This is a genomic window from Candidatus Leptofilum sp., from assembly GCF_965223525.1.
Lineage (GTDB): Bacteria > Chloroflexota > Anaerolineae > Promineifilales > Promineifilaceae > Leptofilum.
Genome location: NZ_CBDCWX010000005.1, coordinates 1,161,709 through 1,177,239, shown reverse-complemented (window position 1 = coordinate 1,177,239; position 15,531 = coordinate 1,161,709). Strand labels below are relative to the sequence as shown.

Below are 15,531 nucleotides of genomic sequence, written 5' to 3'. Positions count from 1 at the left end.
GCCTTGAGAAATTATGTCTGAATCAAGACGACTGCTTCTGGAATGAAGTCTGCAAGTTCAGCGGCCAGGACACCTCGATCCTGGCCGCTGATTTTTCCAGCCAGCCCGTGCAAAAACCCACCCAGGCGCGCCCCATCATACGGTGGCAAACCTTGCCCTAGCAGGGCGGCGATGATGCCACTCAGCACATCGCCGCTACCGCCAACGGCCAGCACCGGGTTGGCAAAGGGCAACAGGGTGGCACGGCCGTTTGGCGCAGCAATCACCGTATAAGCACCCTTTAGCAGCACTACCTGGTTCCACTTCTGTGCCTGAACCATCGCTACTTCGATGCGATCTCGCGTTTTCATTTCTGCCAATGGGATGCCCATCAGCCGCGCCATTTCGGCTGGGTGTGGGGTGAGAACGCAGTTGGCAGGGAGACGTTCCCACCAATTTTCTAGTCGCGCCAAACAGTTCAGGCCGTCGGCATCAATTACTACCATAGGCACGTCTGGCGCGGTGCCTGCGGCGGGAAAGAGGGTGGCGATGAACTCATCGGCATCGCCCAGGCCAGGGCCAATGAGCAGGGCGTTGTAGTTGTGGGCGGTTTGGTGGATGTGGTGGGCGGATACGGCCGTTAACCACCCCTCCTCCTCAATTTCTGCATACGTAGCCTCTGGCAGCGCAATGGAAATGCCTAGGCGCAGGGCAGTGGGCACGGCCAGCGTTACCAAGCCTGCCCCGGCGCGAAAGGCGCCTCGCGCTGCCAGCAGCGGTGCGCCATGATATTTTTCACAGCCAGCAGCAATGAGCAGCTTGCCAAAAGTGCCTTTGTGTCCATCTTTGGGGCGCGGGGGTAGCAAATTGCGAGCCAACTCCGGTGTGGCCACCTCAATTGGCACATCAGCTACCATCTCTGGCGTAATGCCAATATCTGCAACGACCAGTTCGCCAACGGCCGTTGCCCCGGGAAAAACAAAATGCCCTCGCTTTGGGCCGGCAAAGGTCACGGTAAGATCGGCAGATAGAGCCAACGGATCCAGGTCACCCGTGTCGCAATTGAGTCCGCTGGGGCAGTCCACGGCAATGGTGACCGGGTAACTGGGTGACAAGGTGACATTTTCTTGAACCATCACCTTGTCACCTTGCCACATTGTCACCTTGTCATTGAAATTAGTAAGGTTTGTTAATGCAGAATGCGTGGCTTCCGCCAAATCAGCGCGGCGTTCAGCAAGGCCAACGGCCGTTTGCTGCATCAGTTTGGCCAAACCACCACCAATGGGGCGGGTGACGCCCGTGCCCAGCAGCCCGTCAATGAGAATGTCGGTGAGGCGCAAGCGGGTACGCAAAACGCGGAAGCGCTGGTCAAAGCTGGCCTCCACGGCAAAAAGACCCATTTGCTGAATTTTGGCGTAATTTTCATCGGTGGCGGGGTCACGCAATTTGTAGAGATAGAAGGCAACATCGGCACCGGCTTCAGCCAAGTAGCGTCCCGCCACGAGGCCATCGCCGCCATTGTTGCCGGGACCAACCAGCACCAGCACGCTCGCGTTTTCAACCGGCCACCGCGCCATGATGGCTTCGGCCAGGCCACGCCCAGCGGTTTCCATCATTTGGGCGTAGCTGTTGCCTTGGGAATCGGCCGTTTTTTCGGCGGCGATCATTTGGGAGACGGTAAAGAGTTTCATCGTTTCAACAACCCTTGCTGCCAATACCATTCTAGCGTTTGCTTGGCGCCCTCCGCAAACGGCGTGGGTTGGAAACCAAGCTCGTTTGCTGCTTTTTGGTAAGAGACGTGCCAATCCTGAAAGACGTAGGGGGCCATGTTGATGGGGTAAAACGGCTCACGACCCGTGAATTTTGAAAGCGCAGTCCAGCTACGCGCTAGCAGCAGCACCATCCAGGTGGGGAAGTTAAGCCGCCAGTTACTAATCCCCGCTAGTTCATTCACGATGGCGTTGACGCGGTTGTGCTCTAGCGATTCGCCGCAGATGTTGTAGATTTGGCCAAAACGGCCGTTCCTTAAAGCCAATTCCACCCCCTGCACCACATCCGGCACAAAAACAGGGAAGGTGATGTGACGGCCGTTGTCTACCTTGATGCGCCACCCTTTTAGCGGCTCCTCAAAGAAGAGGCGATTGAAGGCGTACCGTCCCCACGGGCCATAGAACGCACCGGGACGCAAGACGATAGTCGGCAAGCCATCATTTTTATGCGCTGCCAGCACCCGTTTTTCGGCCTCCAGCTTGCTTTGCTGGTATGGCTCTAGCGGATTGCAGGGCGTGACTTCATCAATAAGGCAATTGGTTGGGGGCTTCCCCACAACGGCAATTGTGGAAATGTGAATAAATCGCTTGAGGGGACGGTTTTGGGCCGCTTGCAAAACGGCCGTTGTCCCCTCCACATTAGTCCGCCAAAATTCATCCATCTCGCCCCAAAAGCGAAACAGTCCGGCCGCGTGGATGATTTGGTCGCAGCCCGCACACGCCTGCGTGATTGCGGCCACATCGGTAATATCGTCGGCGTAGGCCAGCGCCACGCCCAGCTTCTGCAAAAATTGCGTATCGCTGCTGGGGCGCACCAAAGCACGTAGCGGATAGCCCAATTCAACCAATCGGGGAACCAGATGGTGGCCTAAAAAACCAGTTGCACCTGTTATTAAAATCATAAGGAGTTTGCGAGTGTGCAAGTGATTCAGTTGATTACTTGCATACTTGTCACTTGCACACTTTTCGGAGAGGCACCCCAGGAGGGAATCGAACCCCCAACCTACAGATTAGAAGTCTGTCGCTCTATCCGTTGAGCTACTGGGGCTGGTAATTAGTCGGCAATTCTAAACAGCAACGTTTGGGGCGTCAACTTTGTCGCAGGGCTAACGCAGTGGGGACAATTTCCTGTTGGAAACGGCCGTTTTCTATCCACCCAAACAAGCTCTGCAAATCTGGCAAAATGTCGTTGGCCGTAAAGCGGATGGCCCAATGGTGAACAAACGGGGTGATGGCGATGATGTAGGTATTGCCTTGGTACGCTTGCCACATCTCCATGGCGGTACCCATGCTGGGCAGTGGCAGGTAAGCAATGAGCAAATCCACCTCGCTGGCCTTGTTGGTCATGGTGTGGAAGGTGTGCCGCGCCTGTGATTCTGTGTAGTTAACGCTGTTTGGGTTCTCAGCCCACGGGTCAATAATCTGCACGTTGGGAACGTGCTGCCGCAACGCCTGGCTGATTTGCAGGCGATAATTTTGGCTTTCAATTTGGGTGTCACGCCGATTGGCTTGCATTACCCCTGCAATAAAAACGCGCAGCGGCGCACTCCCTCCCGCAGACGGTGGGAAGAGGCTAATTTGGTCACCCGCTTGCAAGATCGTGTCCAATTCGGCCGTTCCGTTGTTGATGGCCACAATTGTTACCAGGCCGTCTTCTATACCCAATGCTTCTGTGATATGAATGGCCGTTGTCCCCGCTGGCAAAGTCATCTCAAAAGCATGGTGCGGCAAGCCTGGTGCTTCTGCAGGGCGATTAGCTCGCAACATTCCGTACAGTTTTACCTCTACCTTCACAACAGTCTCCATCTAACAATTCACCAGCAACTATCTACTAAAACAAAAAACCGTCGAGTTTGGCTGACCCAAACTCGACGGTGGTACATGCCTCAATAAAAAATTATTCATCCAAAACAGGGCGCACGCCCTGGTAAATTTTGGGGCCGCCCATCGTTTTCACAATGGTGCTGGGCGAACGCTGCACCTTTTCAGCAATCTCTCTGGCGGTCATTGGCTTGTTGGCATTGGCCAGCAACACGCAAAAAACAGCGTCCACCAGCGAGGTGCGCGTTACAAAATCATCTGGCACCTGGCTAAAGTACGCCTGAACTACGTACTGAAAGCCATCTACCCGACTCACTTCGCCTGTTTCGGCATCAACCAAATCCATTTCATCGGCATCAATTTCTAGATTAATGTCTTCGCCAATGTCTAGGCGGGTGAGCAGATATGTTTTCAGATCCAGGTCAGATTTATCCCACCAGTCGTAATCAATGTAAAAGCGGGTATCCGGCGTGGCTCGCTTGAGCATAGACGGATTGAGTTTTGGTCGTGGACTTTTAGCCAAGGTCTTTCTCCATATCGGTCAAGTTGCTATCAGGCACCATCTTGCCAGCGGTTGCGGTCAAACTGCCAGTAATGATCCCCTACCGGCACAAACGCCTGGTGACGTACCAATTCGGCAAATAGCGGGCCGGGCGGTACGCGGCGCAGCATGTTGATGGCACTGTACAGTGTTTTGGCATGAACAGCACTTTGCGGCGTGAGTTCAGATAGTTTGGGGAAGATTTCGGCCAGCAATGAGGAGACGGTGCGCTGTTGGCTCTCGGCGCGTCGCCACAGGGCGTCTATGGCGGCAACGACATCGGTACCCACAATCATCAGATCATCAAAGCCACATCCCACAGAGCGGCGCTGTAGTTCAAACTGGATGCGATTATCTACGGCCGTTGCCAAACGTATCCATTCTCGCTGTGGCCGACGGCGATCAAAGCCGAGGCTGAGTACACCCGGTTCTGGCCCAGGGTGAATGTGAACAAAGCCCCCAATGGGAATGCCATTTTTCTCGTACCAGTCACCTAAGCCATAAATGTAGCGGGCTTCCTGCACCGCCCAGCCAATGACTTCCTCTTCCGTTTGGTCATCAATAAAGACAACGCGCTGACGCGGAGAGTTGCTAGGGGGGAACAACGGCCGTATCCGCGAACTCAACGGAATCACCCCTGCGTGACGGTGGGGGAACATCAACGTAAACACCACGGGCTGCGGGGAGGCTGGCGCTTCAAGAGCAGACCATTCATCATCCAGCTCCCGCTCTAGCAGCAGCAGTTGGGGACTAAGTAATGCTCGGTCATGAGGAATGGGCTGGTAGTGTAGCCGTTCTGGCGTTTTACGCACTTCATCTGGCTCCAAGCGGTTCAGGAACCAGGCAACCTCATCTTTGGGAGCCACTTCATCAAAGCGGGGGTCTTCTAGCAAGTGATAATTGAGCGAAAAATGCTGAACTGACGGGTCTAGCGAAGAATCCATGTCCAGATGTGGCACAATTTCTTCGGTTGGCAGCGGCCCTCCTTCGTTCATTTCTAGCACCGCTTCGGCCAAATGCAAATGCCCGGTGTTTACTTCAGCCATGAGCTGCTTCACAAACCAAACATCCCCCAGCTTTACAAATTCGGCGCGGTCAACCAGTTCCTGGGCAACGGCCGTTTTCACCCAATCACCATACTTGGCTACCAGTTCATCCACATCTACTTGCAACATATTTTCTACTGCATTGCCATTGTCGGCATTTAGCGCATGGTCTGGCTGTAGTGCAGCAGCAAAGTCACGGGGAGCCTTATCCATCGTCACGGTGATTACTTTGAATTGCCCATCGTGCGGATTGTAGCCATCGCGTACGGCCGTTACATCTCCGTGGGCAAATTGCAGGGCAGGGAACACCAGCTTGTCGCCAACGTCGTAGCTGTTTTTGGGCTGGTAAATGGTGCGACCCGACAATTTCTTCTTGACCTGGCTGGCTTCTTCTGCCACGCGATACGCCATGATCATGTGGGTGATTTCATCGGCCGTCTGCGGCCGTTCCACCTCTAAAAAGTGGTTATAAATTTGTTCTATGTCAGTATCTGTTAGGGCAAAATCCGCTCCCCAATAAGCTTCAGTCTGGGTTCGGGGCTGAATCACAATAATCTCCTCAATAAGCAGAGAAAGTCAGATTTTTAGGTGTCGTGTTGTAAATCACACAAAGAAATTTTTTGTAAGCCGACCTGCAAAATAGTGATTTACTTAGGGAAAACGGGAGAGCGATCATCTTCCTAATTCAAAGCACTTTCCCGTTTTCACCATAAATCACAAAAAGAAAAATGAGCCGTGATATTTTACACTTGTCATCTGCTTTGGAATTTTTTCATTTGGTGCTTTGGTTACGGCCATATAAACCGGATAAATGCACAACGCAAGATTATACCAGTCTGCCCCCCCTACGCCAATGCTCGCCCAAATCTGGCCAGGGTTTTTCAAAAGTCCACATTATGAGCCAATGGGACGCGGATTAACATGGAAAACGCGGATAAATCATTGGGTTTCCGCGTTTTCTGCGCTCGTCCGCGTCCGTTTTTTGATGGCGTTGGACTACTGAAAAGCCCTACAAATCTGGCAGGTTACGGGAAGGGGGTCTCAAGCCATTGCAAGCCGTTCACAGGCACGCCATGTACGCGCAAATCCCAATGCAAGTGTGGCCCTGTAGAAAGACCCGTTGAGCCACCAGCGGCAATGGTTTGTCCGGCAACAACTACATCCCCCGCCGCTACAAACGTCTCTGAAAGGTGGAAATATGCAGAAAAAACGCCCTGCCCATGATCCAAAATGACGGTATTGCCGCGCAGTTCCAACAAATCAACAAAAACCACCGTCCCGCTGGCCGGAGCCAAAATAGGGGTGCCAATGGTTCCTGCAAAATCCACACCTGAATGGTAAATGGTGATGGGCGCACCATTGTAAGATCGGGCATCGCCGTACGGTGCAGTAACGATCGTAGGCGTAACGGGCGCAGTAAACAGCCCCTCCCATTGGCGCGTCTCGCTTCTGGTCAGGTAGATGGTTGCCAGCATTTCATCTTCTTGCTGGCGCAGTTCCGGGTTATCGTCGAGGGGGATTTGCTGCAGGGCGTAGCTGCCCGGATTGACCAGCACCTGCTGGGTAAACGGCCGCCACGGGCGACTGCCAGAGCCTTCCAAGCGCAGCTCAAAAAAACCCGGCTCGGCAAAGGCATCAATGCCAACCAGAGCCACAAACCCATTCTCTTGAGGAAAGAATTGCAATGGCTGGTTGCCAAATTGGCCAGACGGCCGTCCTTCCAACACATTCTCTACGTAAATGGAAACTGTATTGCCGGGGATGATGGGAAACGGCCGTATCGCCACCTGCTGCCACGCGCCACTTAAATATTGGTACGGCGGCGCATCGCTGGGAATGCGTAGCCGCTGCCCGGCAAGCAAGTGCGCTAGATAAGGCAGATCGTTGGCAACTGCCAACGCTGCCGGGGAAATATTGTGTTGAGCAGCAATAGTGACGAGCGTTTCACCAGGGGCAACAACGTGCGGCGTTCCCGTTACAGATTGCGGTAACGCTGAACCAGTACGACTTACAACGGTTATCGTCTGGCCAATGGCGGGGGGCTGGCTGGGGCTGATCATCCGGTTGGTTTGCAAAATGGCGTTGGGGGTAGTGTTGAAAACGGCCGCAATCTGCGCCAATGTATCCCCACCCCCTAGCCTGTACACGGTAGCCACCGCTTCCCCCTCGCCGCCGGGGATAGTGAGCGTCTGCCCCACAAACAAATTATCTGCATTGGGCAAACCATTCAGTGCCAGCAATTCGTCTACAGTCACTTCATACAGGCTGGCAATGTAGGTTAGATTTTCACCCTCAGCAACGGTGTGAACGCGGGGAATAGGGTCGCTGGTTTCGTCGGGGTTGGGTGTGGGGGTGGGATCGGCCGTTTGCGCCAGCACGGAGAGCGGCAGCAGCAAAATCAATAACAAAAAGAGTCCAATACGCTTCATCAGGTTACAAATTGAATGTGGTCGCCCACTTTTACCCGCTGCGCCAGCTCCGGTTGGCCTTCAATAACGTAGCGGGCAGGCGCAGGTGGCATGTAAGAGAGTCGCCAGGGCTGCGCCACAACAGTACCCACAACTTCGCCAGCATCATTCACCCAAATGACGCCCAAATCAAAAAAGACAAATAGCATGTGGATGGCAGTATTTACGCGATTGTCTTTGGCTTCTACCAACACTAAGCCTTCTTGCGGCTCCAATGTGCGCCGAAAGGTGAAGCCGCGCAGCTTGCTGCTAAAGCTATCGCACCATTTGGCTTGCGGAATGAGAATCTCGCCGCTTTCTACATGAATAATCTGTCGTGTACCCATCGGCTGGAAGTATAGTGAAGGGGTAAGGGGGTGACAAGGTAAACAGGTGCGGGAACGCATATTTTGCGAGGCTCCGCTCATCTTGTGGCACTAATCGCCACAACTTCTGTTATAATAACGTTATGTTAAAACAAAAGCCTGGACAGCGGTTGGCATTTCTGGCAGAAGCAGATGTGGAGGCGTTGGCAGCGTGCCTGGTGGCGCTGGCCAATGGGGACGGTGGGTTGATTGTGCTGGGGCTGAATGAAAACGGCCGTCCCGTCAACGAAATCTGGGAAGAAGAGGCAGAAGGCGCGTTGCTGGAAGCCGCCCGGCTGTGCCGCCCCCCAGTGCCAACCCGATGGCAGCAGGTGGAAACCCCTCAGGGAACCCTCATTGGCATTGACGTGCCACGCAGCACCGACCTGCACACGTTGGACGACGGCCGTGTGCTCGTCCGCAGCGGTACCGCCAACCGCCCCCTCACCGGCGATGAAGTACGCAACTTGGCCAACAGCAAAAATACGGCCGAATACGAAACCGAAATCGTCCCTGGTGCACGCTACACCGACCTGGACACCAACATTGTGCAAGATTACCTAGCCCGGCGTGAGCAGCGCGGCCAGGCGCGCACGCTTTCCACCCGCGAGTTGCTATTTGAAATTGGGGCCACAGACCGAAATGGACACCCCACGACCATTGGCATTTTGCTCTTTGCCCGCAATCCGCAAATGTTTTTTCCGCAAAGCGGCATCGTTTTTGTTAAGTTCCCCGGCACAGAGCCGCGTGGCGAAGATGGTGGCATTGGATACGGCCGTCGGGACGAAATCAATGGCCCCGTTGCCCGCGTCATCGAACGCGCCTGGAACATCATCTTTGAAGAGATGCGTGTTGGAGCCACCGTGAACCAACTTGAGCGAGAAGAGCTGCTGGAGTATCCCCGTTTTGCCGTGCGCGAAGCGTTGGTAAACGCCGTGGCTCACCGCGACTACCGCATTCAGGGGCGACGCATCGAAATTCGCATGTATGCCAACCGACTAGAGATAATTAGCCCCGGTGGTTTGCCAGGTTACATGACATTAGACAATCTGGTGGAAGAGCATTTTTCACGCAATCCACGTCTGGTAAACGGCCTCTACCAGTGGGGCTACATTGAAGAGCTGGGGCTAGGCATTGACCAAATGATCGAAGAGATGGTTCAGGCTGGCCACAAGCCGCCAGATTTCAAAGCCACACCGCACTTGTTTACGGTAACGCTACACAACAAGCGGCAGCGACAACCCACGCCCAAATGGACCAAAAGTATGAACGAGCGGCAAACCCGTGCCCTCACCTACGTGCGCGAAAATGGCTCCATCACCAACCGTGAATACCAAAAGCTATGCCCCGATGTTTCCGCCGAAACGCTCCGGCTTGATCTGGTTGATCTGGTTGATCGCGGCATCCTACTCAAAATTGGCTCCAAAAAAGGAACGCATTACATTTTGAAATAGAGTCAGACTATCAATCACTTGATGAAGCGTCCCCAAATATACTTTCTGCTATTTGTCACAATCCATTTCCAATGTTGCAACAGATGAACTCCAACCATAATTAGCGTTGCGTTGCTGGCTGCTTCATGCAGGTCTTCAAACGCTTCATTGCCAACTTGAAACCCTAAAGTCGGCATTACTGATTCAGAAATGAGCAACCCGGAAACACCCATAAAAATGAAGGAAATCGTTAACCCTAAAACGACAGCATAGCTCATCCGGGTTTTACGATTGAGTTTTGCATTGAATATTCGTTTGGTAACATTTACAACCCACTTCCAATGCAAAACAAGATGGGTAATTAGCCCGGCAAACAGGGCTAAAGCCAACCATTCATGCAGGGTTTCTCCGGTAATTTCCTGACTAAATACAGCTAGAAATCCTAAACTAATGACAATATCCCAAATTAGATTGCGCTTGGCGGGGCTTGTCTTTCTTTTCTTTTTGACTGCCACTGTACTCATTTTTTTCAATCCTTGTTTATCAATCGTTACAAAATTTATGGTTCTGATCATATTGAATTTGGGATATGTGTGATTAAACAAGAACTTAAATTGGGTTAAATGCAGCTTAAATCTGTTTTGGCGACGGGTTGGTTTGTTATCCCAAATTTATCCCAAATGGGTATTTGGGATATGTTGGGTTATAGGATGGATTTCCCTGGATTTATCCCAATTTCCCAAATTTTGTAAGATGAAAAGTTGGTATAATGGCGCAAACTGTAGCAAACCACTGCAAGGATTTGACCTGATCGTATGACGCTGACGCAGCAATTTTTAATCCTTTTGACATTGCCCCTGAGCTTTATCGGCATGATCGTTTACCTATGGCGAGCGCGTCTAAAAAGACGGCCGTTATTCCTGCGTTGGTCGCTTACATTATTGTCGGCAGCGGTGTGGGCCAGCAGCGTTATTCGCTTTTTTGGCGGCAACAACTTTTCTGTAGATCTGATCTACAGTTGGGGGGTAGTGGGCAATTATGCGCTGAGCTTAACGGCAGTTCTGCTTCTCTACACTACCTTCACCTTCCTGCCAACCCCACGTGGCTTCGGCCGAATTGGGCTCGCGCTCAGCCTGCTGCTTTGGGGTCTATCCATCCCCCTGGACCCCAACATTTGGCCCAACGCCTTTCCTGACTTCATCTTGCTTGGCCAATCTATCCGACAATTTGATATTTGGGCTTCTGTTTGGATTACTAGCTGGGTACTTCCTGCTGTTGCCACCTGGATGCTGACGCAAAAGCTCAACAGCAATCTGCCGCCCTCACTGTTTCGGAACCAGGTGCAATATTGGCTGGTGGTAGTACTCCTGCTAGCCATCGGCAGCAGTCTGGGCTCGGTGCAGCAATTAGGGCAAACAGGCTGGCAGCAAGCAGGCGTTTTGGTGATGATGTTGGCTGCCCTCACTGGCACCATCAGCCTGGCCAGCACCACCCTGCCCGATTTACAGCTTTCGCTGCGGCAGCTTCTTAGCCGGATAGTGAGCGGGCTCATTGTGTTTGGCCTTACCTGGGGAGCCATAACCCTGTTGGTACGTGCGGTTCGCAATCTACCTGAAAACACGCCCCAAAACGGCGAAATTCTGCTGTTGTTGGTGGCAGCAGCTCTATTCGTGGGGCTGTTCACGCTTGTCAGTCGTTTTATTACAGGACTCTCTCGCCGTATTTTTTTGCCCGGCACGCTAGGCCGGGAAGCTGTGACTGAGGAGTTCAGCAATGCTGTTGGCAATTTGCCAGAGCCGGTACAGTTGGGGCAGCTTTTTTTGCGGCTGGTGCAGGCTAATCTGGCAACAGATGAGGCATGGCTGTTTACAACAGATGATGGGCCTGCGGGCAGGCTGGTTTTACGGCCGTTAGCCACTCTGGACAATCGCACGCTCCAGCCTTTACCCTTAAGCAAAAGCAGCCCTGTAAACCAATTTTTACGCCAAAACCATGTGCCGCTGGTGCAGTACGACATTGACACGCTGGAAAAATTTGCCGATATGCCAGAAGCAGAACGAATGCTGCTGGAAAGCTGGGGGCGTGTTCTGTACAAACCGCTTCATGCAGGCGACAGTCTCATTGGGGTCTTGGCGCTGGGTTTAAAAACGTCTGGCGGCACTTACGACCAGCCGGATTACGACCTGCTAGATAAGATGGCCCGACAAATTAGCCCGCTGTTGGCTCAGGCGCAAAACATTACCAGCCTGCGCCAAATTAATGAGTATGTCTTCCAAAAAAACCAGACGCTTACCCGCGACAAGCAGCATTTGCAAGAATTGGTAGCCCTTTATTCTCAGTTTGTAGACTTGATCTCGCCGGAGTTGAGACGGCCGTTTAACACCCTCACCCGCGAAGTCCAACAGCTACAAACCAAAGAGGATGCCACCACAATGAAGCTGGCTAGCCAAATTGACCAGCAAATAAGCGAAATTAAGCTGCCCATCGAAAAGCTCATCAACATCTCTAGCCGTATCCAGATGCGAAATGCGTTTAACTTTCAAGTGGTGCAGCTAGATGAAATTGCCCAACAGGTTGTCCGCAACCTGCGCGCTATGGCTGAGGCACGGCGCGTCGTTGTAGAATTTACAACCACCACTTCGCATACCACCGTACTCGGTGACGAAGACCAGCTATCAGAAGCAGTCCAGCATGTGCTGCACAACGCCATCAAGTTCAACAAGATTGGCGGCGTCGTGCAGGTGGAATGTGGTCTGGTAGGCAGCGATCTGTTTCTGCGTGTGGTGGACACAGGCGTGGGCATTCCCCCGGAAAGATTAGAAGAGATTTGGTCTGGCCTGGCAAAGTTGAAGGCAAATGGCAACGGCCGTTCCGCTGGCATGGGGCTTGCATTAACAAAATTTATCGTTTCGGCTCACGGTGGTCGCGTAGATGCTCAAAGCAAATACGGCGCAGGCTCCGTCTTTACCATCTACCTCCCCCTCCACTTCGAAGATTAAAAAGCCACAGAGAACCAAGAGAAAACAGAGAATAAATGTTCATCCACCTGGCGGCTGGCACCTTCGCGTTGAACAATCGCACATTAGACAACCGTCAAAAAGAATTCCCCAAACCCACAACATCCCCTATAATGCCCTCAACCAATTACTAATTACCGTTTACCGAATTACTGAACTGTGAACTTCACCACGCCACTCGCCCTTTTGCTGCTCCTCACTATTCCCTACTTTTTCTGGTTGGGGCAGCCCCGCCGTGCTGTGGGGCGGCGCTGGCGCGATTGGGTCAGTCTCGCGCTACGCATTTTGATCATGATGCTGCTCATCCTCAGCCTGGCGGGTACGCAGCTAGTTCGCGCTGCCGATGAGCTGGCAGTGGTCTTCCTTGTTGATGCCTCAGATTCAATTAGCCCTGCCCAGGCCGAAACGGCCGAATCCTACATCCGCACCTCGCTAGAAAGCATGACGCCAAATGACCAAGCGGCCGTTATCCTCTTTGGAGCCAACGCATTGGTAGAACGCCCCATGAGCGGGCTGGCCGAACTCGCCCCCGTTAGCTCCGTGCCACAAGCCCTGCAAACCGACATCGCCGAAGCGATCCGGCTGGGGATGGCCCTGTTCCCGGCTGGCTCGGCTCGCCGCCTAGTCATTTTGAGTGACGGCACGGCCACCGTTGGCGACGCCAATGAAGCCGCCCGGCTAGCAGCTAACAGCGGCGTGGAAATCAGCTATGTGCTGCTAGGGCGGGAAGCCACCGCCGCTGAAGCGTTGCTCACCAGCGTCAGCGCCCCCACCCGCATTAGCCAAGGGGAAACATTCCGGCTGGACATCACCGCCGAGAGCAGCGCCGACATGCCCGCCACCCTGCGCGTGCTGTCTGGCGGCAGCGTCGTTTACGAGGAAGCAGTGCAGCTACGGCGCGGTGCCAATAATTTTGCCGTCCGGCTACGGGCTTTGGAGCAAGAATTTGCCCGGTATCGCGTCCAGCTTACCCCAAGCAACGACACCTTCTTTCAAAATAACGAGCTGGCTGCCTACACCGAGATTACCGGCCCGCCGCGCGTGCTGCTGGTAGCCAACGACGGCACCGTCGCCGACGATGGTACGCCACAGCCAGATGAATCGCCCCAACTACTGTTAGCCCTGGAGGCAACTGGGCTGACAGTAGATCGCACCACGCCCGCGGATCTCCCCGCCAGCCTGGCAGAGTTAAGCAATTATGCCAGCATCATTTTGGTAAACGTGAACGCTAAAAATTTGTCGCCGCGCAAGATGGACGTGCTGCAAAGCTATGTGCGCGACCTGGGCGGCGGACTGGTTGCGGTGGGCGGGCCGCAAAGCTACGGCATGGGTGGCTACTTCCGCACGCCGCTGGAAGAGACGCTGCCTGTCGAGATGCAAATCAAGGATCAGGATCGGTTTCCCTCAGTGAGTATTGTGATTGTGATTGACCGCTCTGGCAGCATGGGGGCGCAAGAAGGCAGCGTGACCAAGATCCAATTGGCTGCGGAAGGGGCAGTGCGCGTAGTGGAGCTGCTGAATGATTTTGACGAGATTGCCGTCTTCCCGGTAGATACGCGACCAGACAACCCAATCGGGCCGCTGCCGGCGAGTGAGCGAGAAGAAGCTATCAATTTAATCCGGCAGATTGGCGCAGGAGGGGGGGGTATTTACGTGCGGACGGGTTTGGAAGCAGCGGCTGATGCTTTGGCAGATAGCCCAAACCAGGTGAAGCACATTATTTTGCTGGCGGATGGCGCCGATTCGGAGCAAAAAGAGGGGGTTGAGCCGCTCATTGCCTCGCTGGTAGAGGAAGGGGTGACGGTCACGGCCGTTTCCATCGGCAACGGCCCAGACGTACCCTGGTTGCAACAGGTGGCACAGTGGGGCAACGGCCGTTTCCATTTCACCGATCAAGCCGCCAATTTGCCCCAAATCTTTACGCAGGAAACTACCTCCATCCAGCGGACTTACCTAATCGAAGAACGATTCTTCCCCAGTTTGGTGAGCAACAGCCCGATTTTGGCGGGGATTACGGCCGTTCCACCCCTCTACGGCTACGTTGGCACCAGCCCCAAAGATACCGCCCAGGTCATTTTGAACTCAGAGCAGGGTGACCCGGTGCTGGCGGCGTGGCAGTATGGTTTGGGCCGCGCCATCGCCTGGACTTCTGACGCCACCGGCCGCTGGGGCCGTGACTGGGTGCAGTGGGACGGCTTCCCCGCATTTTGGGCGCAAACGGTGCGCTGGACTATCTCGCAAGACCGAGACAGCAACGTGGAAACCGTCATCACCTATACCGATGAGCAAGCCACGCTGACGGTGGATGCGCGCGGCAGCAACGGTAACTTCCTCAACAATTTAACCATGGAAGCCAACGTGGTTGCGCCCGACGGATCCGTCCAGAACGTGACGCTGGCGCAGGTAGCACCTGGCCGCTACGAAGCGGAGTTTGCCCCGGAAACAGACGGCGCCTACTTCATCCGCGTGGCTGGTTCTGACGGCACAGAAGAGAACGTGGTGAGGCAAACCAGCGGCTGGGTGCTGGGCTACTCCCCGGAATACCGCGAATTTGAAACGAATCCCCAGCTTTTGGAAAACGTCGCGACGTTAACAGGGGGGCAGGATTTGGCGGGGTTGGAAACAGCCGTCTTCGACCACACCCTCCCCTCAGAAGCAACCACCCGCCCCATCTGGACCTGGCTCACGCTGCTGGCGGTGCTGCTGCTGCCGGTAGACATTGCGGTGCGCCGCTTGGTCATCACCCGGCGCGATTGGGAACGAGCTTGGGCAGCCACGTTTGGCCGTTTGCGGCCCGCAACCGTTGCCCCCGCCCCACGCACAGAGCAAGTGTCCCGCCTGTTTGAAGCAAAACAGCGTGCGGAAAAAAGCGCCTCTCCAGCCTCCCCACCCGTAAAAGAAGCCAAACCGACGGTGATAGTGCAGCAGAAAGAGCGGGAGGAAGGGGAACGGCCGTCCCCCAACAAGCCAGCCCCACCTGCAAAAAAACCGCAAAAACCGACAGCAAGCGGCACCCTGGCCGCTCGCTTGTTGCAAAAAAAGCAGCAACAAGACCAAGAATCATAACAATACTCCAGTGGCTTGGTTGGCTTCACGCCACAAATTATTGCCCT

Annotated in this window: 11 protein-coding genes and 1 tRNA gene; 3 read left to right on the top strand and 9 right to left on the bottom strand. The window is 54.1% G+C overall.

What is annotated here, in order from left to right:
- Positions 1-11: 11 nt before the first annotated feature.
- The 8 genes from ACOQPM_RS10520 to ACOQPM_RS10485 all read right to left on the bottom strand — a co-directional run bounded on the left by ACOQPM_RS10520 (position 12) and on the right by ACOQPM_RS10485 (position 7,950).
- Positions 12-1,670: an NAD(P)H-hydrate dehydratase gene (locus tag ACOQPM_RS10520; RefSeq protein ID WP_420629216.1), complete on the bottom strand. Its 1,659-nt coding sequence runs from the start codon at positions 1,668-1,670 to the stop codon at positions 12-14.
- On the bottom strand, positions 1,667-2,650 hold the full coding sequence (locus ACOQPM_RS10515; RefSeq protein WP_420629215.1) for an NAD-dependent epimerase/dehydratase family protein: 984 nt from the start codon (positions 2,648-2,650) through the stop codon (positions 1,667-1,669). Before ACOQPM_RS10515 ends, ACOQPM_RS10520 begins: the two co-directional genes overlap by 4 nt.
- A gap of 73 nt (positions 2,651-2,723) precedes the next feature.
- Positions 2,724-2,796 (bottom strand) — tRNA-Arg (locus tag ACOQPM_RS10510).
- A gap of 41 nt (positions 2,797-2,837) precedes the next feature.
- Positions 2,838-3,542 carry a MoaD/ThiS family protein gene (locus ACOQPM_RS10505; RefSeq protein WP_420629214.1) on the bottom strand — a complete coding sequence of 235 codons (705 nt, stop codon included), beginning with the start codon at positions 3,540-3,542 and terminating at the stop codon, positions 2,838-2,840.
- A 103-nt stretch (positions 3,543-3,645) separates the two neighbouring features.
- Positions 3,646-4,092 carry a hypothetical protein gene (locus tag ACOQPM_RS10500; RefSeq protein WP_420629213.1) on the bottom strand — a complete coding sequence of 149 codons (447 nt, stop codon included), beginning with the start codon at positions 4,090-4,092 and terminating at the stop codon, positions 3,646-3,648.
- Positions 4,093-4,121: 29 nt separating this feature from the next.
- Positions 4,122-5,705, bottom strand: coding sequence for a hypothetical protein (locus ACOQPM_RS10495; protein ID WP_420629212.1), 1,584 nt, complete (start codon positions 5,703-5,705; stop codon positions 4,122-4,124).
- A gap of 476 nt (positions 5,706-6,181) precedes the next feature.
- A complete protein-coding gene (locus ACOQPM_RS10490; protein ID WP_420629211.1) occupies positions 6,182-7,585 on the bottom strand; it encodes a LysM peptidoglycan-binding domain-containing protein in 1,404 nt (467 codons plus the stop codon).
- Entirely contained in the window at positions 7,585-7,950 is a 366-nt protein-coding gene (locus ACOQPM_RS10485) for a DUF192 domain-containing protein (protein ID WP_420629210.1), read from the bottom strand. Before ACOQPM_RS10485 ends, ACOQPM_RS10490 begins: the two co-directional genes overlap by 1 nt.
- A gap of 122 nt (positions 7,951-8,072) precedes the next feature.
- Here ACOQPM_RS10485 and ACOQPM_RS10480 point away from each other — a divergent pair, with 122 nt between their 5' ends.
- A complete protein-coding gene (locus ACOQPM_RS10480) occupies positions 8,073-9,422 on the top strand; it encodes an ATP-binding protein (RefSeq protein WP_420629209.1) in 1,350 nt (449 codons plus the stop codon).
- Between the two features lie 14 nt (positions 9,423-9,436).
- On the opposite strand, the gene ACOQPM_RS10475 is transcribed toward ACOQPM_RS10480, so the two are convergent.
- Positions 9,437-9,925 (bottom strand): cytochrome b/b6 domain-containing protein, encoded by a 489-nt coding sequence (locus ACOQPM_RS10475; RefSeq protein WP_420629208.1) that lies wholly within the window; start codon positions 9,923-9,925, stop codon positions 9,437-9,439.
- A gap of 291 nt (positions 9,926-10,216) precedes the next feature.
- On the opposite strand from ACOQPM_RS10475, the gene ACOQPM_RS10470 reads away from it, so the two are divergent.
- Positions 10,217-12,400, top strand: coding sequence for a GAF domain-containing sensor histidine kinase (locus ACOQPM_RS10470; protein WP_420629207.1), 2,184 nt, complete (start codon positions 10,217-10,219; stop codon positions 12,398-12,400).
- Positions 12,401-12,577: 177 nt separating this feature from the next.
- Positions 12,578-15,484 carry a VWA domain-containing protein gene (locus ACOQPM_RS10465; protein WP_420629206.1) on the top strand — a complete coding sequence of 969 codons (2,907 nt, stop codon included), beginning with the start codon at positions 12,578-12,580 and terminating at the stop codon, positions 15,482-15,484.
- Positions 15,485-15,531: the final 47 nt, after the last annotated feature.